This is a genomic window from Candidatus Bathyarchaeota archaeon, from assembly GCA_026014805.1.
Classification (GTDB): domain Archaea; phylum Thermoproteota; class Bathyarchaeia; order Bathyarchaeales; family SOJC01; genus JAGLZW01.
Genome location: JAOZHR010000016.1, coordinates 69,276 through 91,953 on the forward strand (window position 1 = coordinate 69,276; position 22,678 = coordinate 91,953).

General features: G+C 42.6%; 25 protein-coding genes. 16 read left to right on the top strand and 9 right to left on the bottom strand.

Features of this window, described 5'->3' with window-relative positions:
• Positions 1–17 precede the first annotated feature (17 nt).
• From NWE91_04085 to NWE91_04140, 12 genes are all read left to right on the top strand, one after another.
• Positions 18–2,192, top strand: coding sequence for a hypothetical protein (locus NWE91_04085; GenBank protein ID MCW3985574.1), 2,175 nt, complete (start codon positions 18–20; stop codon positions 2,190–2,192).
• Positions 2,193–2,203: 11 nt separating this feature from the next.
• Positions 2,204–3,049: a hypothetical protein gene (locus NWE91_04090; protein MCW3985575.1), complete on the top strand. Its 846-nt coding sequence runs from the start codon at positions 2,204–2,206 to the stop codon at positions 3,047–3,049.
• The gene (locus NWE91_04095) at positions 3,046–4,122 is read left to right on the top strand and encodes an ATP-grasp domain-containing protein (GenBank protein ID MCW3985576.1); all 1,077 of its coding nucleotides are present in this window, start codon (positions 3,046–3,048) and stop codon (positions 4,120–4,122) included. The genes NWE91_04090 and NWE91_04095 overlap by 4 nt, the downstream gene beginning before the upstream one ends.
• On the top strand, positions 4,119–4,613 hold the full coding sequence (locus NWE91_04100; protein ID MCW3985577.1) for an HAD-IA family hydrolase: 495 nt from the start codon (positions 4,119–4,121) through the stop codon (positions 4,611–4,613). Before NWE91_04095 ends, NWE91_04100 begins: the two co-directional genes overlap by 4 nt.
• Positions 4,610–5,587: a DUF354 domain-containing protein gene (locus tag NWE91_04105; GenBank protein ID MCW3985578.1), complete on the top strand. Its 978-nt coding sequence runs from the start codon at positions 4,610–4,612 to the stop codon at positions 5,585–5,587. The genes NWE91_04100 and NWE91_04105 overlap by 4 nt, the downstream gene beginning before the upstream one ends.
• A 136-nt stretch (positions 5,588–5,723) precedes the next feature.
• Complete coding sequence (locus NWE91_04110) at positions 5,724–6,464, top strand: hypothetical protein (GenBank protein MCW3985579.1); 741 nt, start codon at positions 5,724–5,726, stop codon at positions 6,462–6,464.
• A 135-nt stretch (positions 6,465–6,599) separates the two neighbouring features.
• Positions 6,600–7,517 (top strand): hypothetical protein, encoded by a 918-nt coding sequence (locus NWE91_04115; GenBank protein ID MCW3985580.1) that lies wholly within the window; start codon positions 6,600–6,602, stop codon positions 7,515–7,517.
• Positions 7,518–7,639: 122 nt separating this feature from the next.
• Positions 7,640–8,227, top strand: a complete 588-nt coding sequence (locus NWE91_04120; protein ID MCW3985581.1) for a hypothetical protein — start codon at positions 7,640–7,642, stop codon at positions 8,225–8,227.
• A 5-nt stretch (positions 8,228–8,232) separates the two neighbouring features.
• Positions 8,233–9,060: an amidohydrolase family protein gene (locus tag NWE91_04125; GenBank protein MCW3985582.1), complete on the top strand. Its 828-nt coding sequence runs from the start codon at positions 8,233–8,235 to the stop codon at positions 9,058–9,060.
• 2 nt (positions 9,061–9,062) lie between these two features.
• Positions 9,063–9,950, top strand: a complete 888-nt coding sequence (locus NWE91_04130) for a hypothetical protein (protein MCW3985583.1) — start codon at positions 9,063–9,065, stop codon at positions 9,948–9,950.
• Positions 9,947–11,335, top strand: coding sequence for an alkaline phosphatase family protein (locus tag NWE91_04135; protein ID MCW3985584.1), 1,389 nt, complete (start codon positions 9,947–9,949; stop codon positions 11,333–11,335). Before NWE91_04130 ends, NWE91_04135 begins: the two co-directional genes overlap by 4 nt.
• 324 nt (positions 11,336–11,659) lie before the next feature.
• Positions 11,660–11,812: a hypothetical protein gene (locus NWE91_04140; GenBank protein MCW3985585.1), complete on the top strand. Its 153-nt coding sequence runs from the start codon at positions 11,660–11,662 to the stop codon at positions 11,810–11,812.
• A 438-nt stretch (positions 11,813–12,250) separates the two neighbouring features.
• Here the strand turns inward: NWE91_04140 and rfbB are convergent, their stop codons facing one another.
• From rfbB to NWE91_04185, 9 genes are read right to left on the bottom strand one after another with little or no spacing between them, the layout of a single operon-like run.
• Positions 12,251–13,273 (bottom strand): dTDP-glucose 4,6-dehydratase, encoded by a 1,023-nt coding sequence (gene rfbB / locus NWE91_04145; protein ID MCW3985586.1) that lies wholly within the window; start codon positions 13,271–13,273, stop codon positions 12,251–12,253.
• Between the two features lie 9 nt (positions 13,274–13,282).
• Positions 13,283–13,750 (bottom strand): dTDP-4-dehydrorhamnose 3,5-epimerase family protein, encoded by a 468-nt coding sequence (locus NWE91_04150; GenBank protein MCW3985587.1) that lies wholly within the window; start codon positions 13,748–13,750, stop codon positions 13,283–13,285.
• Positions 13,751–13,760: 10 nt separating this feature from the next.
• The gene (locus tag NWE91_04155; GenBank protein MCW3985588.1) at positions 13,761–14,846 is read right to left on the bottom strand and encodes a glucose-1-phosphate thymidylyltransferase; all 1,086 of its coding nucleotides are present in this window, start codon (positions 14,844–14,846) and stop codon (positions 13,761–13,763) included.
• Complete coding sequence (gene rfbD, locus NWE91_04160; protein ID MCW3985589.1) at positions 14,828–15,724, bottom strand: dTDP-4-dehydrorhamnose reductase; 897 nt, start codon at positions 15,722–15,724, stop codon at positions 14,828–14,830. Before rfbD ends, NWE91_04155 begins: the two co-directional genes overlap by 19 nt.
• Before the next feature lie 40 nt (positions 15,725–15,764).
• Complete coding sequence (locus NWE91_04165; GenBank protein ID MCW3985590.1) at positions 15,765–16,532, bottom strand: PAC2 family protein; 768 nt, start codon at positions 16,530–16,532, stop codon at positions 15,765–15,767.
• The gene (locus tag NWE91_04170) at positions 16,474–16,698 is read right to left on the bottom strand and encodes an RNA-protein complex protein Nop10 (GenBank protein ID MCW3985591.1); all 225 of its coding nucleotides are present in this window, start codon (positions 16,696–16,698) and stop codon (positions 16,474–16,476) included. Before NWE91_04170 ends, NWE91_04165 begins: the two co-directional genes overlap by 59 nt.
• Positions 16,698–17,495 carry a translation initiation factor IF-2 subunit alpha gene (locus NWE91_04175; GenBank protein ID MCW3985592.1) on the bottom strand — a complete coding sequence of 266 codons (798 nt, stop codon included), beginning with the start codon at positions 17,493–17,495 and terminating at the stop codon, positions 16,698–16,700. The genes NWE91_04170 and NWE91_04175 overlap by 1 nt, the downstream gene beginning before the upstream one ends.
• Before the next feature lie 12 nt (positions 17,496–17,507).
• On the bottom strand, positions 17,508–17,708 hold the full coding sequence (locus tag NWE91_04180; protein MCW3985593.1) for a 30S ribosomal protein S27e: 201 nt from the start codon (positions 17,706–17,708) through the stop codon (positions 17,508–17,510).
• Positions 17,709–17,711: 3 nt separating this feature from the next.
• On the bottom strand, positions 17,712–17,996 hold the full coding sequence (locus NWE91_04185; GenBank protein ID MCW3985594.1) for a 50S ribosomal protein L44e: 285 nt from the start codon (positions 17,994–17,996) through the stop codon (positions 17,712–17,714).
• A 400-nt stretch (positions 17,997–18,396) separates the two neighbouring features.
• Here NWE91_04185 and NWE91_04190 point away from each other — a divergent pair, with 400 nt between their 5' ends.
• The 4 genes from NWE91_04190 to NWE91_04205 form a co-directional block, all read left to right on the top strand.
• Positions 18,397–18,921, top strand: a complete 525-nt coding sequence (locus NWE91_04190) for a hypothetical protein (GenBank protein MCW3985595.1) — start codon at positions 18,397–18,399, stop codon at positions 18,919–18,921.
• A gap of 89 nt (positions 18,922–19,010) precedes the next feature.
• Entirely contained in the window at positions 19,011–19,526 is a 516-nt protein-coding gene (locus NWE91_04195; protein MCW3985596.1) for a 50S ribosomal protein L16, read from the top strand.
• A 5-nt stretch (positions 19,527–19,531) separates the two neighbouring features.
• On the top strand, positions 19,532–21,973 hold the full coding sequence (gene ppsA, locus NWE91_04200; GenBank protein ID MCW3985597.1) for a phosphoenolpyruvate synthase: 2,442 nt from the start codon (positions 19,532–19,534) through the stop codon (positions 21,971–21,973).
• 51 nt (positions 21,974–22,024) lie between these two features.
• Positions 22,025–22,678 (top strand): diphthamide synthesis protein (locus NWE91_04205; GenBank protein ID MCW3985598.1); only part of this gene is annotated, 654 nt, incomplete at its 3' end.

Sequence of the window (22,678 nt, forward strand, 5' to 3'; positions counted from 1 at the left end):
AAAAGGGGACGTGACTATTGGACCTTAGAAATTTGATATCACGAGAAAAAATAGTGGACGCTCTACATAGTCTATCAAACTTAAGAATCCCTGTTTCTCGTTCCACTTTGCTCACAATTTCAGCATTAACGTTAATTTTCTTTGTCGCCTTCTCTATAAGACTGTTCCCTATCCGTTGGGGGCTCGAACTCTCAGAATTCGACCCGTACTTTCAATATCAGTTTACAGAAAAAATAGTGAAAGACGGATACTTCGACTGGGTTACGTGGAAAACGTCTGAAGCCAATCGATGGTATCCTCTTGAAGTATCGGTCGGGCGCGCAGCTTTTCCTGGTCTTCCTCTAACCGCTGCAACCCTGTACAACATACTCTCTATCTTGGGGGTGCCCATATCCCTATACCACTTTTGCATAATATTTCCAGTTATTTTTGGGGCGTTGGCGTGTTTAATAGCGTTTTTCTTAGGAAGCGATGTTGGAGGCAAGACTGTAGGTCTTTTCTCTGCCTTCTTCCTCGCATTGAATTCATCCCATATTACAAGAACATCTATAGGATTTTTCGATGATGAAACCGTTGGAATAGGGGCTATTCTCCTTTTCGCGTTTTTGTTTCTCAGAGCCTTAGATGAAAAACGCCCCAAAAAACACTCTGCACTTTATGCCGTCACAGCTGGTTTGACGCTTGGTTATGTAACCGCCTCATGGGGAGCAGCACTCTACCCAATAGCGATGGCAACTCTCTTTGTATTTACCCTGATTTTGCTTAAGCGTTACACACGTCGCTTGCTTATTTCATACAGCATAACATTCGGCCTTGGCTTATTTCTAGCAATTAATGTCCCTAAGAACTCCATTAGTTACCTCACTACATGGGCGATTCTGCCAGTGCTAGGCATCTTCGGTTTGCTATGTCTTAATGAAGTGTTAAACGCCATAAGCAGCAGAAAATGGAAAATTATCTTAACTGCAGTTTTCTTTGCAACGATGATTGGTGGGTTCCTAATCCTGTCATATCTGGGGTATATGGGTTCGATTGCAGGAAAGTTTATCGGTGTCATAAATCCGACGCAGCGAGGGGCATCGCAAATATATCAATCAGTTCAAGAGCACAGACTTACAGCATGGGGTTCTCTGTACTATGACTACGGTGTTGGCGTGCTCTTTTTCGTGTTAGGCTTGTTCTTTGCAATAAGAGACCTAACTAATAGAAACCTTTTCTTTGTTATCTTCGGCTTAACGGCATTATACTTCGCTTCTTCTATGGTTCGATTAACCATATTGTTAGCGCCCGCATTCTGCCTTCTGATGGCAATCGGAATAGTGAACTTGTTGAAACCATTCATAACCATAATGAAAGAGACGCCAAAACTAGCCCTAGGCAAAAGATATATCACAGGACATGTTGGAAAGGAATTCAGCGGATCGGTTCTCATCCTCATATTCTTGCTTTTAACACTAACCTATGCCTTTCCTTCGCCGAGAATGTATACCCATTCATACTCACCACCTACAATACTTTCCGCAAGCACCCCAATACGACCATCAGAGCCAATTACTGAGTGGACTGAGATGCTTGAATGGATGAAACTTAACCTTCCAGAAAAAGCAATTGTCTGCAGCTGGTGGGACTACGGATATTGGATATCAGTGAAGGGGAATCGAACATCTCTTGCAGATAATGCCACTTTCAACACTACACACATAGGATTGATAGGCCAAGTTTTTATGTCCAATGAAACCCAAGCAGTAAAAATTCTAAAAGAGCGATTCAACGGGCCCGATGGACCCCCAACACACATTCTTGTCTTCACGACATTCAACAGTCTAGGAGGCGACGGTAATTATGGTGACGAGGGAAAATGGCGATGGATGGCTAGAATTGCCAACCAAAGTGTAGCTCCTGGCTTCTATTGGGAGTCAGAAGACGAACGATCCAATACTTTCGGAAACATAACGGAGGAGGGACAGTGGGTTTGGAATGATGTGGGAAAAAACACAACAATTTACAAGTTGATGGAAACAGCAAAGTACTCTTTAGGTGGTGCTCCCGAAGAAGCACCTGACCTAGAATTCTTCAAAGTCTCCCACTTCTCGCCTGGAAACCCAATAGCATCCCTTGGAACTTACGAAGAACAAACCGTGTACCTTTTCGCGTTGGTTGCTCTTTATGAAGTGAATTACCCCGCTGCTTGAAGGCGAAAAACTTGTTTCCTAAAGCGGTTGATCAACATAAGCCAAACAAACCTTTAGTTCCAAATGGGCTCGGCGTGACATATGTCCTAGTTAGTGCAGTCTACCTTTTTGTACTCTACTTTTTTGACCATGCAACAGCCTTGCCTTTAGCCGGGTGTATTTTATTCGGCGGATTTATGGGACTTCTTGATGACTGGGTAGACTTGAGATGGCGATACAAAGCGTTTCTACCACTATTTGCATCATTGCCCTTAGCCGTGCAGAGAGAAGCAATAGGTCCCGAAGCCACAAAAATGGCGACGTATATCTTCGGCAAAATTGATTTCGGCATCTACTTCTACATCATAGTAATACCGATAATAGTCACTATAACGACTAATGCAGTAAATCAACTTGGCGGGTTAAACGGTTTAGAAACTATCTGCCCTTCTATTATCATGGTTGGATTAATGGTTACTTCCCCTAAGACCAATGTTCTTCTTTTTGCGCCTTTTCTCATCTACCTAATTCTTGCCTGCTTAAACTTTTCTGGAAAGATTTTTGTTGGGAATACTGGTACTTTCGCCGTAGGCATCACACTTGCCTCGTACGCAATCATCGCGAATAACGAACAAACGTTACTGATTTCAATTCTACCCTTCATCCTCAACTCCTCCCTGATACTGCTAAACATTTTCTTGTTGGGCAAGACAGCCCATCTCATTCTAAAGAATCACACACTATGTTCAGAAAACAGGCGCAGTCTGTTAACGCTAATCGCTTACTATAAACCTTTAACTGAGCGGAAACTTGTATCAGTTGTGTCGTTGCTTATTGCACTTTCAACTTTCATAGCAGTCTTTGCGTGGTTTACATGATAAAAAGAGTGTTGATAACAGGCGCTGGCGGTCCAGCTGGTGTAAACTTCACGCAGTCGTTGAAGATTGCACCAGAGAAAATGTTCTTGGTCGGCACCGAAGCAAACAAGTACTATGCCAATCTGGCATCGACTGATAAGATATATGTTGTCTCAAAAGCAACAGCCTCCAATTACATCGATATAGTAACCCAAATTATTGAAAAAGAAAAAATCGAATTTGCTCATCCACAACCAGATATTGAAGTGAAAACTTTTTCAGAGAACAGGGAAAAACTAGAAGTAAACATCTTTCTTCCATCAAAGACTACAATACAAATCTGCCAAGACAAACTTAAATCAGCTGAAAGGTGGAAAAAAAAAGGTGTCTCTGTGGCAAAAGCAATCGAGTTAAAGAACGAAGCCGACGTTGAAAGAGCCTTTGGAGAACTCGGAACCCCCCTTTGGATAAGAGCCAAATGGGGAGCTGGAGGAAAAGGAAGTACCCCTGCAAGCAGTCTGGAAACAGCGTTATCGTGGATCAATTACTGGAAATCTCGTAACAAAGAATGGCAATTCATTGCTCAAGAATATCTACAGGGCAGGAACATCGGATTTCACAGTCTGTGGAAAGATGGCGAGCTTGTTACATCAATGGCTAGAGAGCGGGTACAGTACATCTATCCCCATCTTGCCCCCTCTGGAATAACTGGTACACCTTCTGTTCAACGAACAATACACGATGACGAGGTTAACGAAACCGCCACCGAGGCTGTACTAGCAATCGACCCAAGCTTCAATGGCATTGCATGTGTAGACTTGAAGGAAAACAACAAGGGAATCCCGTGCGCCACGGAAATCAACGCTGGACGAATGTTCACAACCTCGTTTTTCTTCTCCTACACAAGCAAGAAATTGCTGAAGAGCTATCACGCAAACTTTCCCTACCTCTGCCTTAAACTAGGCTACCGAGAGCATATTCCCAACATTCCAAAATATAACATTTTGCCACAAGACCTCTACTGGATCAGACATATCGACGCACCGGCAAGACTTGTCAAGGCGGGGAAAGTCGTTGGGGCAATGTATAGATGATTGATGGCGTCGTTTTTGATTTAGAAGGAACCCTAGTTAAACTTCCTATAGACTATGAGAAGTTGTATGAAGAGATAAAGAGAGAGCTAAGGATTTCGAGAGTTAAACCGTTAACTAAAACTGTTAAGAAGTTAGACGGCAAGTCACGGGAGAAAGTTTACGAACTTTGGGAACGTGCTGAATTGAAAGCGTTACCGAACATGAGCGCCAACGATGAAGGAATGAAAATATACAAAAAACACTCCAACAAGCCCGTGGCGTTAGTTACCATGCAAGGCAAGACTGTTGTCAGAAAAATCCTTGACCACTTTCACCTATCTTTTAATGCCGTAGTCACTAGGGAAGGTGAGATAGATAGAGCGCAACAAATTAGAAAAGCCATAGACGAAATAGGCTTGGAGCCCCACAGCGTAGTCGTGGTCGGAGACAGAGACAGCGATGAAGCCGCAGCGAAACAAGTCGGTTGCGCATTCTTAAGGGTGATGGCTTGAAAGTCTGGTATGATGCTTGTACTGGAAAACACGTAAGATACGGAGTTGCCATAGCCCAACGGCTCAAAGCTTTAGGGCACGAAGTCATACTCACCACCAGAAAACACCCCGACACACTTGCATTATCCAAACTGCTCGGCGAAAAGTTCAAAGTTGTAGGCAAGTATTCCCCCTCTTCAGTTCAATCTAGACTGAAGGAAAGTTTGAAGCGTCAACTCGCTTTTTGTGAAATGTTCGAGAATGAACCGCCAGATTATGCTGTCTCTCACGGGTCTATCGACTTGTGTCGAGTTGCTTTCGGATTGGGCGTACCTACGATATCAACGGCTGATGCTCCCCACGCTATTGCAGCAAACAAACTTGCACTGCCACTAGTCGATGTCTTAATCGCTTCCAAGGCAATCCCTCCACGGGAATATGAGAGCTTTGGAGTTAAGAAAATCGTCCAGTTTGACGGAGTGGACGAAGTGGCTTGGGTGAAGGGCTACAAGCATGGACCCGACGAGTACGAAAAGCCCCTAATAGTTGTTAGACAAATGGAAACCATGGCGTCTTACGCCAAGGGAAAACGCGATGCCACGGAACAGATAGCGCAGAAACTTGTCTCTCTTGGGAATGTAATGTTTATTCCACGATATGACAGAAGCCCCAGACGCGGGTTGATTGTTCCGCAGGAATTTGCTGACTCTGTCCGTCTTTCAGCTGCTGCAGATCTAGTTGTGAGTGTTGGGGGAACGATTTCTAGAGAAGCTGCGTTGCAGGGGACTCCGAGTTTGGTGATTCCCATTTTTGGAGCGTCTTACGTCAATGATTATCTTTTCAAGCTGGGATTCACATTATTCACGGTGGAGCCGAGTGAGGTTTTCAAACTAGCGAAGAAACATGTGAGTCAAAAATGGGATGTTAAAGAACGGTTGGAACTGCTTGAAAATCCAGTTGACTATATTGAAAAAATCATTAGAAAGAAACTCTGATGCTGCTGAAACAATACTAAAACGAAGTTTGCGTTTTTAAAAGCAGCATTTCTATCAAATTCTGCAATCCATAAGAGCTAAATAGAGTGGAACGTCCACATCTTACAATAAAAGTATTCATGGAGCTAAAAGACGCTTGAGGGTTGAAAAGGTTCTGGTTATCGGGCTGGGAGAGATAGGTGCTCCTCTTCTGGAGGTTGTTAAGGGAGTTCATAGTGCAGAAGGGTTAGACATTGAGCCTAAAGAGGTTCATGGCCCCGTTGATGTGCTGCATATTTGCTTCCCCTATAGTACAAATTTTGTAGAGACCACGGTCAATTATATGAACAAGTTTAATCCTAAACTGACCATCATAGAAAGCACAGTTCTCCCCTTCACAACAAGCAAAATCTATGAAAAAACCCAAAAACCAGTCTCTCACAGTCCAGTGCGGGGAAGAAAAGCCGACGGATTCAAATGGGCATACTTCACCTACACAAAGTTCATTGGACCCGCAAAACCAGAATTTGGAAAAATGACAGAAGAATACTATCAATCGTTAGGCTTCAAAACACACGTATGTAACTCTCCTTTGGAAACGGAGTTCATGAAAGTTCTCAACACCACCTATTATGGGCTTATGATTACTTGGTTCCAAGAAATCCACCGAATCTGCGAAAAATTCCAGCTCAAAGAGGAAGAGGTAATCGAGTTTTTCAGAACAAATGAAAGAGATTCGGGGGGAAGGCATCTGCGCCCGGTGTTTAGTCCTGGAGTTATAACAGGACACTGTGTGATTCCAAACGCCGAGTTGCTGAAAGAGTTGTATCCGTCCCCTTTTGTTAAGGTTCTTCTGGAGTCAAACGAAAGACGGAAAAAAGAAGCAGAATCGAAGTAGACTCGCTTATTAGATAGGTGCTATGCAACAGATGAGGACCCTATCCGCGGCGCTAAGCATTAGAAGCCGTTTTTTAAGGCTGCAAGGCAATAAGCTACAGCATATACAGATTTGCAGGGGCAAAGTCGTTTGAAAATGAAAGCCATAGTGATACTGGTCTCTATGTCGCTCATAGTCTTAGAAAGACTTCTCCCAGTATCTAAGATTTGGATAATTTTGGTCCCGCCGATAGCCTTCAGCATAGTGGCTACCATTCTATCAGTTAGAAAAGGAAACTCATACCTCAATGAACTGCCAAATGTCCTAAGAGTTTTATCTGCATCCGTTGGAGCCGTGTTACTAGGCTTTTTCTCGCCTCTTTCTATAATGTCTGGGCTCTTGTTTGTTTTACTTGGTGTTTTTGCAAATGACGAAGCTGTGAGGAGGTTGTACAGGCATAAAGGGGTTATTGTGCTGACCGGTATTGACGCCACTGGAAAGTCAACGCACGCTCGCAACATTTCTTCTTGGTTAAAAGGCAAAGGTATAAAATGCGAAATACTGCCGTTCCACAGATACCTCTTTCTTGGCAAGCTTTCTAACTTGAAAAGTGGAGGAAAACTAAGCCAAGCAACGGGAAACAGGGCTCCTATAGCCAAGACTAGTAAGTTTTCTCTTATTAGACCTTACGTGGCTCTTGTTGACAACGTCATATTTTACATTCTTAGAGTGCTTCCGCACATCGTTAAGCGGGAATACGTGGTTTGCGACCGTTTTATCTGGGACAACTACGTTAAACACAAAGCTCTTGGATACAACACACGTTTTCTTTTCAGACTTTCCACTCTGATAAAGCCCCAAATCAGCATAGTTTTCGACTTACCTGCAGAAATTGCCTTCGAGAGAGTGGAGAAAAGAGAGAAGCACCTGCGATACTCAATTGAGCAGTATAAGATTGAAAGAAAGGAATTCAAAAAAATAGCGATGATGCTAAACTACCCAGTGGTCAACACGAACGAGTCAATTCAACAAACTTGGAATCGGATAGAGGCTTATCTTGATTCGTTTATTTGAGAAAAAACAGCACAGCAGGTTTTAGTAAAATGTTTTTATCATACTTTTTGGCTAGTTAACCTGTCCGGTGATTGCTAAGAAAATGGCAAAAGTTCACGTTTGTCATGTAAAGAGATGGAGAAATGAAGCGCAGAAAGAAAGAAAACGAAAGAACTATAAAGATAGGAATAGGGATTCCTTGTCACATCAAAGATAAGCATTTTTTGGAGGCATGCTTACAGGCCATTGCTAATCTTGACCCCCCGCCACATACTTATTTAGTGGATTTGAACGAGGGTGAAGACGGATTAAAGGGAATTAGAACACGTTTGTTTGATAAACTATTCGAAACATGTGATGTTGTTCTTCAATGCGATGTTGAATTTTACTTGTTCCCGGATATATTATCCCACGTTCAAGAAAGAAAAGTAACAAGTTTCTGCCACTTAACACGAAGCCTTGTTGATATTATCAAAGTAGTAGCACGTTTTTTAAGCCCTAATCCTTGGACAGGTTGTTATAGTTTACCGAAACATGTTTGGCAGAAAGTCAAAATATCTTATAGATGGGATGGAACAGATACGAGCATTCAGAAAATTGCAAGCAACTATAAATTTGTGTATACCCCCAAATATTACATTCTCCGTCGCTCTCCACGTAGAATTCAAGTTGCTTTGAGTGACAAAAGTTTGCTAAAGAAAATAAGAAATTTACTACTGCGAGGGATCTAGAGAACATGTCTGAAATAGTTGACTTTAGAGTGAGACTTCGAACACCCAGCGCATTGAAAGCTTGGGTTCCCAAACCCATACCTCAGTTTGAAAAATACATAGACTTCTACAAGATGAAACCTCGGTTAACCTATCAAACTCCAGAGGAAACAATCGAAGAAATGCGAAGTGTAGGAATCAAAAAAGCGGTACTGTGTTCGGGTAGCGCGGAAGGAAACAAGATTCTTGCTACGATGTGTAAAGAATACAGTGATGTTTTCATTGGAATAGCAGGAGCAAAACTCAACAAGGGAGTAATGCACGCCTACAAGGAATTAAAGAAATCATTGAGCGCGAATTTGCTCGGATTTAATTTCGGTGGACTCCTGCAAAATCCGCCGATGGCTATTGATGATAAAAAACTCTATCCATTATATGCCCTTTGCATTGACTACGACGTATGTGCAATAGTACACTCATCGCTACACTATTACACTGGATCGAAACTAGAACTGAACAGTCCGTTCAGAATCGACAACGTTAGTGTTGATTTTCCAGACTTGAGAATAGTCATGTCCCATGCTGGAAATGGTTTCGGAGACTTGCCTCTAGTGTTGGCACACAGGCATCCAAACGTATACTTGGAAGTGAGCGCGTTGCGACCAAAACACTTACCACAATCATACATTAGTGCTATGAACAAATACCTGAGCCAAAAATTCATTTTTGCAAGTGACTACCCTTTGCTGCCATTTACCATAGTGGAAGAATGGAAGCAATACGTTAAGAAAGAGAATTACGAAAGATTTTTCCACGAGAATGCAATGACCGCTCTCTTCGGTCGACGGCGATAACAATGAAAGCGAAAGAAATAGCTTCGTTTATTGGCGGGGAACTTATAGGCAATCCAATGAAAGATGTGACGAAGCCAAGTTATTTGCATACAGCCAAAGGAGACGAGCTGACATATTGTTATCTAAAGAGTGATGAAAGAGATTTGGAAGCAATAAGCAAAACAAAAGCGGGGATAATAATATGTCAGAAGAATCTTAGAAGGAAGCTTGAACGAATCAATGTCAAGCCCACGCTGATTCTTAGTGAAGCACCAAAATACGATTTTGCCAAAGTTCTCCAAGAGTTCTTTGTGAAGGAAACACCCATGATATCTCCATTTTCCTACGTGGCTGTGAATGTGAAACTAGGAAAAAATGTCGACATCCATCCAGGTGTAGTAGTTCATGGTAATACAGTAATAGGAAATAGAGTGATTGTAAGGTCAAACGCTGTTTTAGGTGCAGAAGGACTTGACTATGGGAGAAACCAAAGAGGTGAGCTAAAAAGAATACCCCATATGGGCCATTTAATCATCGAGGATGATGTAGACATAGGAAGCAATACAATAGTTCAAAAAGGAATACTTAGACCTACAATCATAGGAAAGGACACCAAAATTGGACCGAACTGTGACATTGGGCATGAGGTGAAAATTGGAGAACATTGTATAATAACAGGGATGACTCTAGTGGCGGGAGCAACTGAAATAGGAGATCATACCTACATAGCACCACATTCAACTATAAAAAACAGTATCAAAATAGGTAGCAACGTTTTTGTAGGAATTGGAAGTTTGGTGATACGCAATGTTCCTGATGGAACAAAAGTGGTTGGAAGACCCGCTATAGAAATAGAACGTTTCAGAGAACATAGAAAACGTCTAAAGGAACTGTTGGGAGAAGACATATGAAAAGAGCCGCAATGATAGGCTTAGACGGTATGTCCTGGCACATTCTAGACCAGCTTTTTGAATGGAAAGTTATGCCGAATCTTGAAGAGCTCACAAAAGAATCACTAAGAGGAACTTTGCGATCAACAATTCCTCCAGAATCAGCTCCTGCATGGACAAGTATAGCAACAGGTGTAAATCCAGGAAAACATGGAATCTTTAGTTTCACAAAACCCACAGAAAATTATGATGATATAAGAATCATGAGTTCCCGTGACGTTAAATATTTAAGAATTCATGAAATGGTCGCGATACAGAACTTAACAAGCGTCTGTGTAAACCAACTTCTGACCTATCCTATAAAGAGAATCCAAAAATCATACGTAATTACTGATTGGCTCTCTCCAGAAATAAAATATTCCCCAGAGATAAAACAATACGCGGAGAATTACCGAGGACCCACATTGAGCAAGCCGCTGCCTCTACTAACAAAAAATTGGCATTCCGAATACGTTGATGTATCAAGCCGTGTCGATACAGTCAACACACTTCTACAAAAGATAAATTGGGACTTGTTTTGGGTCGTTTATAGCGAACCAGACCATCTGTTCCATAGATACTATGATTTGGTCATGAAAAGAGACAAAAGACTAATGCAATTATTCACTAAGATCGACGAGACTTTTGGAATAGTTAAGGATATTGCTGATCTAATAATAGTTGTTTCTGATCATGGCTTCCGTAAGTATAGCAAAGGAGTATATGTCAATACTACACTTGGAAATCTAGGGTTGGCAGAAAAAGTATCACAACAAACCATTAAAAATATTTCTTGTCAACGGCAGATCGGCGAACCTAAAGTAAAATTTCGCCTACCAGAAAAGTTGAACAGATATATTTCTGCAATTCCACCACCAGTTGAAGCAATATTGCTGAAACTCTATAAACAATTTCTGAAGGCAGACATCAAGGTGGCACTTACAACTCATGTTAACCCAAAATCATCAAAAGCATTTGCGCATGGATTTGGAATTTTTGTAAAAGAAAAAAAACTGATTGATTACGTTATCTCAATGTTAAAGAAAAAAACCTTCGTCGGAGGGATATGGAAAAAAGAAGAACTTTATGATGGGGAACAGTTGAAGGCTATGCCAGACTTGGTGATAGTTCCGAACTTTGATGGAGGATTCGCATTTCGTGGCGACGTTATCGCGCCTAAGTCAGTGATAAGGAGAGGTTTTTCTAATCACCACCCCGATGGTATCATAATACTCTACGAAAAAAATGTACGACCAGTTTGGGTAAATGGAACAAGAGTGTATGATGTCGTTCCCACAATATTGGATTTTCTTGGCTTGGATATACCAGAAAACACAGACGGCAAAGTGATAAATTTCGCAGCATAGCTACGATAGAGTGCAGTTTCTCTGGAAGAGAATTTGTGAACTACAGGAAGAAAATTCCTTAAGATTAGAGATTGATAGGTGACTGGCTTACGAAAGATGAGATCTGTTGCGGTACTCAAGCATTTTGATATTTGTTGAGTTAGTAATATTAAGATGATTAGCCTTGCAACGGATACTGATGGGAAGCTTGTGAACTACTGAATATGAAATCTTAGGAAAAACAAAGATGCCCAAAGCTTTCTTCTGCCTCAAAATATCTAGTGCGCTGCTACTCTCTTGCACGTACAATATGATTAAGCAAGCCGGCAATCCATCGGAGGCGCGATGGAAGATAGTTATGTAGTAATTCTATGTCTCGCTTTTCCACGGCTTTCAATACAATCAAAGAAAGAAGATAAACGACCACACCTACGGCTGCGTAAACAGGAAGCAGACGTAAACGTAGAACAAGAAACTGATAAGACGAGGGATCAGTGATTGCCCTTAAAAGTTCCAACGCGAAAAGTGATAGAATCATGGTTATAGACGCCGTTGCCGACTTCCATATTGCTTCTCTGTCGAACTCTATCTTGAGACTCGCCCAAAGCACATATGTTCCTAAACTAAACCCTGCAAGCGCAGCAAAAAACCTTAAAGCGCCACCCCTGTTAAGTCTGCGTTTAAATATGCTAGAGAAATGTATGAAAGAAACGCATCTAAGATAATAACAATTGCATGCATACATCGCACTGGTAGCTTGCTTTAATGTTGGTGAGGATGTTTTTCTCTCGTCGCCTTTCCAGTTATTTTCGAAGCGTTGGCAGGTTGTATTTTATGAATTTTCTGAGGGTTGTTGAGGGGTTTTGCCCCACTAGCCATGCATGCATTTACCGATATGGCGTCGCAGAAGACTAGTACGAAGAAACTTGTTTGAGCTCATGAGCTGACGCGGAACTCAGCGCGTGGAGACTTCCATGGTGTATCAGCTTTGAAAAATCTATCTCCTAAAAGAGGATTCCACCACCATTTGTTACTTTTATACCAATCAAGCGTTTTTTCTAGACCTCTAGAGAATGCGAACGTTGCTTTCCAGCCAAGAGCTCCTATTTTAGTAATATTAAGTGAATATCTACGATCATGACCTGGTCTGTCGGGTACGTGTTTTATTAAGCCCTCTGATCTATTCAACATTCTCAAAATCTTCATTACGATTTCAATGTTCATGAGTTCCTCGCTCGAAGCGATGTTGTATATTTCTCCATCTTTTCCTTTTTGAGCCACTAAATCTATAGCCGCGCAGTTGTCTGTGACATAAAGCCAATCTCTTACCTGTCTCCCGTCACCATAGATGGGTAGAGGTTGGTTGTGGAGGGCGCGCAGTATTAGCTTGGGGATTAGTTTTTCGGGGTATTGGAATGGTCCGTAATTGTTGGAGCTGCGGGTGACAATCACTGGGAGTCCGTATGTTTTATGGAAGGCCAAGGCAATGTGATCGCCTGAGGCTTTGCTTGCAGAGTAGGGACTGGATGGGTCTAGAATGTCTGTTTCTTTGAAAGATCCGTTCTTTATGCTGCCGTAGACTTCGTCGGTGGAAATTTGCACAAATCTTTTGACTTCGAATCTTCTTGCGGCGTCTAGGAGGATGTAAGTTCCGTATGCGTCAGTCAAAACAAAGGAACCTGCCTCTGCAACACTTCTATCAACGTGGGTTTCAGCCGCGAAATTTATTATCAAGTCAAATTTCTCTTTCACTAAGGGCTCTACTGCTTTTCTGTCTCGAATATCTCCGTGAATGAATCTGTAACGTGAATCGTCTTTTACATCTTGCAAATTTTCAAGTCTACCCGCGTAGGTAAGCAGGTCAAAATTGACGATTTCTATGTCTTCATGGTTTGATAACATGTGTCTTGTGAAGTTGCTGCCGATGAAGCCTGCTCCGCCTGTAACTAAGACTCTCATTACTCTTTTTCACCCGTGTTTTAGCCATGGTGCAAGTTTCCAGTCATAAGGAATCTTCTCGGTGTCTGGGGGTAATCGGTGTTCGTCTGGTTTCTTGTAGTTGTATAGATTAGTGGGTACATTCATGACGAGGGCGGTTTCTTCGCCTATTGCTTTGAATCCATGCCAGACTTGGGGCGGTATCTTAACGAGTAGAGGGTTTTTTTCGCCGATGACGAACTCGTTGATTTCTCCTTTGGTTTTCGAATTTTTTCTGCCATCGCATAGAACGAGTTTAACCATTCCTTTTACGCAGGCTATGTTGTCTGTTTGTTTTTTATGCATGTGCCAAGCCTTCACCACTTCTGGATAGGCTGCGGTGACGTAGGCTTGGGCGAATTTTTCGAATAATTCCCAGTCGCTTCTGAGGACCTCCATTAACCAGCCTCTTTCATCTGCAATTAGCCTCAGTTGCCTTGTAACTACTCCTTCAATCAATTACAACGCCTCACAAAACTATTCTTGAATATTCACCTACAACAAGTCTATAGCCTTTTGGGCTTTTCTGATTTGTAGTTAACGTTGTCCCAGCTCCTACGAGGCTGTCGGTTATTTTGCCTTCAATTTCCACGTAGCAGTCATCCATGACGATCGAGTTTTCTATTTCTCCTCTTTCGATTTTTACGTTGTTTCCTATGCTTGTGTAAGGACCTATGTAGACATGTTCTCCTATGATTGCGTTTTTGCCGATTATAGCAGGCCCCCTCACTAAAGCGCCACGCTTGACGACTGTCTCTTTTCCTATGGATACTCTCCCTTGGATGGAGGATTTTTCTTCAACGATGCCATCTATTTTCTTTTCAAGGTCGTCAAGGACCAGTTGATTTGCTTCCAGTATGTCTTCCACCGTTCCAGTGTCCTTCCACCATCCTGTTACAAACTTGTAGCCAACTCTGTATCCTGCATCTAGTAAGCCTTGTAGTGCCTCGGTGATTTCTAGTTCTCCCCTCCAAGAAGACTTCAAACCCTTTATCATTTTGAAAATTACGGGCGTGAGAAAGTATATTCCAGTGAGAGCGTAGTTGCTTGGTGGTTTTTTCGGTTTTTCAATTAGCTTAACCAGTTTTTCATTTTTGTCAAATTCAGCTACCCCGAACTGCCGAGGGTTCTCGACTTCACACAGAAGAATCATTGCATCGTAGTTTGAATTCCTAAATTCTTTCGTATACTCTGCAATCTTACCTTTCAACAAGTTGTCGCCAAGATACACGATGAAAGGGCTATCGCCAACAAAGTCTTCTGTGAGGCTGACTGCTTGAGCTATTCCACCAGGTTTTTTTTGGTGAATGTAGGTTGTTTTTACGCCGAACTCTCTGCCGTCCCTGTAGTAGTTTTCGACTTTTTCTGGCAAAATGTCTCCAACTACAATCGCAATCTCGCCTACACCCGAATCTCTCAAGTCTTCTAAAACATATTGTGACATTGGCTTGTTCGCCACAGGGATTAGCTGTTTTGGACCTGTATGGGTTAGCGGTCTAAGTCTTGTCCCGTGACCCCCATGCAAGATAATCCCTTTTATTTTGTCTTTGCCCAATTTCTTTTCATCTCCTTCAAACCCTGCGCAACCCCTAAAAGCTCCATATCTATCTTTTTTCTGACTTTATCTACACATAATGATGAGTCTTTCGGTCTCTTCGCTACCCAAGCTTTCAATTCACTCATCTTAATTGGTTGTATAAAACCCGCATCGAAGTTAAAGGTTTCAGCAATCTCTAAGGCAAATTCATATCGGCTTATACGCTCACTTCCAGCAGTGTGATATACACCCTCCAGTTTTTTATCGATTATTTCAAGAATAACATCAGCCAAGTTTTCAGCAAGAGTTGGAGAATTATAATGGTCTTCCACGACTGTAAGTGGTTTTCCTTCCGTCAAAGTTGCTATCACCCACTTTGCGAAATTCGGTTTCTCTGGATGCACACCATACAAGACGCTTGTTCTTACAATAACAAAACTTTCGCAAAGCTCTGCAACATATTTTTCTCCCATTAACTTCGTCAAGCCATAATAGTTAACGGGGTTCGGCTCATCCTCTTCAACGTATAGCCCTTTTTCACCATCAAACACGTAATCGGTTGAAACATAAACGCTTCTAGCATCCACTTCCTTGCATGTCTCCGCCACAATCTTTGTCCCTTCAGCATTCACCCTAAACGCGTGATCCTTGTTGCTCTCGCATTTGTCAACGTTTGTCTCCGCGGCTGTGTGGATTACGATGTCTGGCTTAACTTTGCCAAAAACACGTCGCACTTCATCTTCGTCTGTAATGTTCATCTTCAACGAATTCGGGAAAAGTGGACGCGTTGCATGCGTCGGATAGACTGCATATTTTTTCTCTGCTTTATCAACGATCTTGCTTCCCAAAAGCCCACCTGCACCTGTGACTAGAATCCTCCATTCTCTATCCTTCATAAGAAACAGCTTCTACCAATTAACGCGAACCTGCAATTTTTCAGCTTATGTAAGTGGTTTTACCTTCTTCGCCCTTACGTATTTTCCTCGCGTACTTTTCTCTTCGCGCCTCTATCTGCCGCATCTTCTCCAAGATCTTGTCCGATTTTACAATCTCATTATTCAAGTCATCCAAGCTAACGGTGATTTCCAGCATTTTTTGCAGAATAATGATAATACTCTTAGCGGCTTTAGGGTCTGGAAGATAGCCACGAGTTTCTCCCAAAAGACATAGCGCCGGAATATTTTTGAACTTTGCCATGCCAACGAGCAAGCCTGCTGTTCCCACTATGGGGTTTCCTGGGGGACTGCAAAAGGCGCCTGCTTTAAGGGCTCTGTTTATTGTCTCGGCGTCTGTGGCGGTGGCAACAACCTTAGGTATCTCACCAGCTTCTTTGCGGTAGCCGCCAACGGTGATTATAGTTTCTACCTTGTTTTTCTTGGCAAAGTCTAGAATAGTTTCAGCAATTTCGTATTGCCCCTCAATAGTCTGAGCCTGGCTGTCACCAGTGAAAAAAATAACATCATTGCCTTTCGAGTTTTTCCAGTAGTGAAACTCGCCGCGGAGAAGGCGAACGTTGCCTTTCTTATTTACAATGACGTAATATGGGAAGTGAGGTGAGTGGAGGAGGGCGAATTTTTCAGCTTTTAACTGCTTAACTAGATAGCGAGTGGCGATTCTACCAACCATTCCTAGGCCTGGGAGCCCTTCAATGAGGACAGGGTTCTTGGGGTTTATTTTGGATATATCTTTGATCATTGTTTTCATGCGTGTGATCCTTCCTTTTCAGGGCTATGCGGTATTTGGCGTATTTGTCGTTTGGAGAGAATTTTGCGGGGTGGGGAATGTGGACTTTGCCACCACAGTGAGAGCATTCTTCCGTGTTTAAGGTGTAGCGAATGCATTTTTCGCATTTTCTCAGAAGCCAAACCATTATTTTTCCCTTTTGAAGCTGCCTTCTCCACCTGCTTTCGAGATTGTTTTTATGGCTGCTTCTGAGGCTTTTTGGATTATGGTCTCGGCTTCTTTGTAGTTTTCAGCTTCTATCTTTAGGCGGTATTTTGGAGCTGCAATGGTGTAAATGTGGATCCTCGCGGTGTTGGGAGTCGGGGTTTTTTGGGCCGAGTGCAGAGCCTTTTTGATTATGTTGACGCCATCAGATTTTGTACTGGTGAGTTGGAGAACTCCATTAATTTCGACTAGTGGAGGGCGTATTTTTTCTTTCGCCAGTTCAGCTAAAGTCTGGGCGATATTGAGGGGAACGCCAATTTTTATTAATGGTTCAGAGCCTTGACGACTTGCATCTTCGAGAGCCGTGTAGACATCACCGTAGATTTCTTCCATGGGGACGACTGCTTTTTCTGTAATCTCCTCAAGAGGTTTGTTGAGTTTTTCAGCCGTAATGCGTAGGAAAGTTTCGGCTTTGCGATCGTGTTTGAAAGTGTAGATTTTATCTATGCGTTCACGTTTGTTGACACGTTTACGAGAAAGGTCTATGTGCTTCTTATCCGGATCAACTCGAAGGACTTTGAGAACGAGTTTTTGGCCTTCACGGACATGGTGGCGGATGTTACGAACCCAACTTGTGCTGATTTCGCTTCGATGCAGGAGTCCTTCCTTGTTGCCATATTCCTCGAGGGCGACGTAAGCACCATAGTCCATGACCTTTTTGACTGTGGCGAGGACGAGTTCGCCTCTTTCTGGCCATTCGGGTTTTCGGATTATGGACATCGTTACGCAGCCTCACTCCATTATAGCAGTAATTTCACCGTTGATTTTTGCTTTGCCTCCTGTTGGAGTGGCAAGGGTGATTTTACATATGTTACATTTTACGGTGTTAGTTGGGTTGCTATAGATGAGTTGTTCGTTGCCGCAATCTGGGCAACGAACGCGGATGAAATAGGATTTAGGCTTAGGAATTAAGGTTTCCCAATCTGTGCTCATTGTCTAGGCTTGGCCTCCGATAGTTAATTTTCTCAGGCGAATGCCCTTTTTCTGGATGATAAAGCCACATTTTTTGCACTTAAATTTGAGAGTTTGTTTTTTGGTTGTTTTGGCAAATTTTTTCTGGAGAGGCCATCCTTGCCCGCCGTAGCCATGTTTTTCTCTTTTATGGCGGCGGGCGCCGACAGCTAGGGCGCGGCGTTTTCCAGCCTTGTAAAGGCTTACTGAGTGTTCCGTGTGAACTTTACATTTTGGACAGTACGTGTTTATTTTTTTGGGGAAATCCATATTTGTGCACGCGCGTGCTTGTTGCGTTTAGGTTAAAAACAAAAACCAACCATATAAACATTTAACAACTTATGCCTTATTGGATTTGGTGAGCAAAACAGAAGAATTGAAAAGTTCTCAAGAGAAAATTTGGGCTATTTATGGACATTAAAAGAACAATTTAAAATCTTTAATCAACGAATCCTATCCGCAGTTTTTCTATTTGATACCTGCTTGACCAAATAAAATCTGGAAAAGATATGGATGTCACGTGCACATCTTTAAGTCTTAACTATCATTTTCGGAGATTAATAGAATGGCCTAGTCTAAGCGTCACACATAAACGCCACGACTTACCGAAAATCTTTTTCACCACCATACACATTACAGACATCAAACACAAACAGGAGCATCCAAAACCATGTGTATCCTAGGCAAAGACAAAATCTTCAATCTCATAGAGCAATACCGTATAATCTACCCCTATGATTACCAGCTCCTCGACGGGGATGGCTATGTCCTCACCGTTAAAGAAGAAACCACCCTTAACTACCTAGAACACCAAAACATCATCAGCTACGAAATAATATTCACACCACCCAACCTCGTAGCCCACCTCACAGCTAAAAGCAAATACGGGCGCATGGGGCTAAGCTTCCTTAACGCCGCAAAAGTCCACAGCGGCTTCATCGGACGCTTAGCACTAGAAATCGTCAACCTCAATAACAACCGCAACCCCATCACAATAAAACGAGGCGACCCCTTCATGCACATCGAATTCATAACCCGCGAAGGTGAACCATCCCCCTACACAGGGCCTTATCAATTCCAATACCTCACAAAAGAGGAAAAACAAATGTATATCCCCATCCTAAAGAAAGTTTTCCCAAACTATGAAGAATTAGCAAAAAAATGGTTCAAAAACAAGTCACCAGCAACCCTCTAACTGTTTTTCTCGACCCAATTCATATTTTCAATTCATAACAGTCATAACAAACTATCACAACAAACGCTTTAAATATCAGCGAAATCGCTATGCAGAAGGGAACAGCAGTGAAAGCAAAAAATTACCGTAAAGTAAAAGGTCAAGCTTACACAAGAAAAAAGTATGCCAAAAGCTCACCACCCTCAAAAATCACCAAGTTCACTATGGGCGACACAAAAACAAAATTCCCAGTCAAAGCCAAGCTAATCTCGCTTGAAAAAGCTCAAATCCGCCACAACGCCCTAGAAGCAGCAAGAATAGCCTCAAACCGCCATTTATCAACAAAACTGGGAAACAACTACTTCCTACGAATCATGCCTTACCCACACATTATCCTAAGAGAAAATAAAATGATCTTCGGCGCCCACGCAGATAGACTGCAAGACGGTATGCGCGGAGCATTCGGCAAACCCATAGGAATAGCAGCACGAGTAAGACCCAATCAGCCAATAATAGTTGTAGGTATAAACGAAGATTCCATAGAAACTGCAAAACATGCCCTAAAACTCGGCCAAGCAAAGCTCCCAATGCCCTGCCGCATAATAACCGAAAAAGTAGGAGACTAACAGCCATGGGCGACCCAACGGAAGAAAAGCTTGTACTATGGTTTGAAGAATTAACGAAGAGCGATATTCCAACAGCCGGTGGCAAAAACGCAAACTTGGGGGAAATGATACAAGCAAAGGTTTCCGTCCCCCCAGGATTTGCTATAACAGCCCAAGCGTACAAGAAGTTTATAACCGAAACAAACATCGCTCAAAAAATATATCAAATCATTAAAGAAACCATTACTGATACTGATGACCCTAAACAATATCAAGAAGCCTCCAAAAAAATCAGAAAACTCATTGAAGCTACAGGAATACCCACAGAAATAGAGGAAGCTATCAAAGCCGCCTATCGAGAATTAAGTGAGAAAACGGATACTACAAACCTCTCTGTGGCTGTTCGCTCTAGCGCAACCGCTGAAGATTTGCCAGATGCTTCTTTTGCGGGGCAACAAGAAACTTTTCTAAACGTAAAAGGACCAGATGAACTGGTTAAGAAAACGATTAAATGCTGGTCAAGCCTTTTCACTCCCAGAGCAATTTTCTACCGAACCGAAAAAGGATTCAAACACGAACAAGTCCTCATAAGCGTAGGCGTCCAAAAAATGGTGAATGCCCGCTCGGCAGGCGTTATGTTTACAATAAACCCTGTGACTGGTGACCGAAGCCAAATAATCATCGAAGGCACTTGGGGCCTCGGTGAAGCGGTTGTCTCAGGCGCAGAAACTCCCGACCATTTTGTAGTAGACAAACAAACACTCGAAATAATCGGGAGAAAAATAGTGAAAAAAACAGTAGAGTACGTCCGCAACCTAGAAACTGGAAAAACAGAGAGTGCTGGGGTGCCTTCAGAAAGACAGGACAAACCTTGCATTACCGATGAGGAAATTCATAAATTGGCTCAACTAGGCAACCAGCTCGACCAGCATTATGGCAAACCTCAAGACGTCGAATGGGCTATGGACCGTGACTTAGTGTTTCCTGAAAACATTTTCATTGTTCAATCGAGGCCTGAAACCGTTTGGAGCATAAAGGAGAAAGAAAAGGAGCTTGAAGCAACCGCTGCACCAAGGCAACTCTCAGAAATGAAAGTTGTTGTTAGAGGCATTGCGGCGGGGAGAAGAGATATAGGATTTGGCGTGGCAAAGATTGTTTTCACGCCTGAAGACGCCTCAAAGTTAGTTAAAAAAGGAGACATACTTGTTACACCCATGACTAACCCAGATTTTGTGCCTTTCATGAAACTTGCCAGTGCCATAATAACGGATAAAGGCGGCGTCACAGCCCACGCAGCAATTGTAAGCCGTGAGCTAGGCATTCCGTGCATCGTAGGTACAGAGACAGCAACCAAAGTTATGAAGACAGATGAAGAATATACTGTGGATGCTTGGAACGGTGTGATTTACGAAGGCATAATACCGAGCCTTGAAGGACCAGCAGCCTCAATGGTCAGCACGGGTTCCATTTCAATGGTTCAATCTGCACCTGTGACTGCCACGAAGATTTTTATGAACCTTGGAGTTCCAGAAAAAATTGATGACTATAAAGATCTACCTTTTAATGGTATAGGACTTATGCGCATTGAGTTTATTCTCGCCAGTTACATCCGTGAACATCCACTGTACTTGCTTGAAAAAGGCGAGGGAGACAAGTTCGTCAATAAGCTGGCAGAAGGAATAGCTAGAGTTGCAAGGACAATTCAGCCTCGACCAGTGGTTGTTAGGTTTAGTGACTTTAAAACAAATGAATACCGAGATTTGAAGGGGGGCGAAAAATATGAAATCGAAGAAGCCAACCCGATGCTTGGTTGGCGAGGAGCAAGCCGCTACATAAGTCAATGGTACGAGGGGGCATTCAGACTGGAGTGTAAAGCTATTCGCAAATGTCGTGAAGAGTGGAGGCTCAAGAATATCTGGGTCATGCTTCCAGTGATAAGAACCTTGTGGGAAGCCAAGAAATGCCTTGAAATTATGAAAGAGGAAGGGTTGGAAAGTTCTAGAGACTTTCAAGTATGGTTTATGGCTGAAACTCCTTCCATAGCGATAATGGCAGACAAGTTCTCAAAGCTCTGTGACGCCTTTTCCATAGGCTCAAATGACATGACTCAGGGCATCCTAATGATAGATCGAGATTCCGAAAGACTAGGACAAATGGGCTACTTCGACGAACGAGACCCGGCAATCAAGCGCATAATCGCACACTTGATCAAAGTAGCCCACGAAAATGGAATAACAGTTTCCATCTGTGGGGAAGGCCCCTCAAACCTGCCAGACTTTACTGAATTCCTAGTTCGTTGCGGTATCGACAGCATCTCCGTAAATAACGACGCCGTGATAAGCACCCGACAGCTGGTTGCAAGTATTGAACAGAAAATCATATTGGAACAAGCAATAGAGAACCGGAAACAAGTGCAAGAGAAGGCAAAAAAGAAGGCTTCACAAAGCCCTGAATGGACTCTTGAATAAGCACTGCACCCTCCCTTTCACAAGGTATTCCTCTCTAAAGGAAAATCGCAAATGTCGTCCTTAACATTTGACCTAGAAGAAAAACAATTACGAAGGGAAGTTCAGAAAAGAAAAGCTAAATTAGTTCTTATACAGCTTCCTGAAGGGTTGAAACCTCTTGGTCCAATGTTGGCTGCTGAGGTTGAAAGTGCTGGTGCTCTCGCAATTGTTTCTGCCGATCCTTGCTATGGAGCCTGTGACTTGGCGATAGTTGAAGCAGAAAGACTGGGGGCGGATCTCATCGTTCATTATGGTCACAGTGAAATGATAAAGCAAACCGCGTTTTCAACGTTTTACATCGAAGCGAAAGCAAAGAGCTCCGTCATAAACGCCGTAAGAAAAGCAATTCCTTACCTCAAACAGCGTAAAAAAATAGGGTTAGTAACAACCGTTCAGCACGTGCACAAACTTGATGAAGTGAGAAACATACTTTTGGAAGAAGGAAAAACCGTCGCAGTTGGAGATGCTGGGCGGTTGAAGTATGCAGGGCAAGTAATTGGGTGTGATTATAGCAATGCAAAAGCAGTTTCAAAAGAAGTAGACGCTTTTCTCTTTGTTGGCGGCGGAAAATTCCATGCATTAGGTGTAGCCCTAGCTACGGCAAAGCCTACGATAGTAGCAGATCCCTACGAGAGAAGAGCTTTTGCGATGAAGGATGAAACTTCA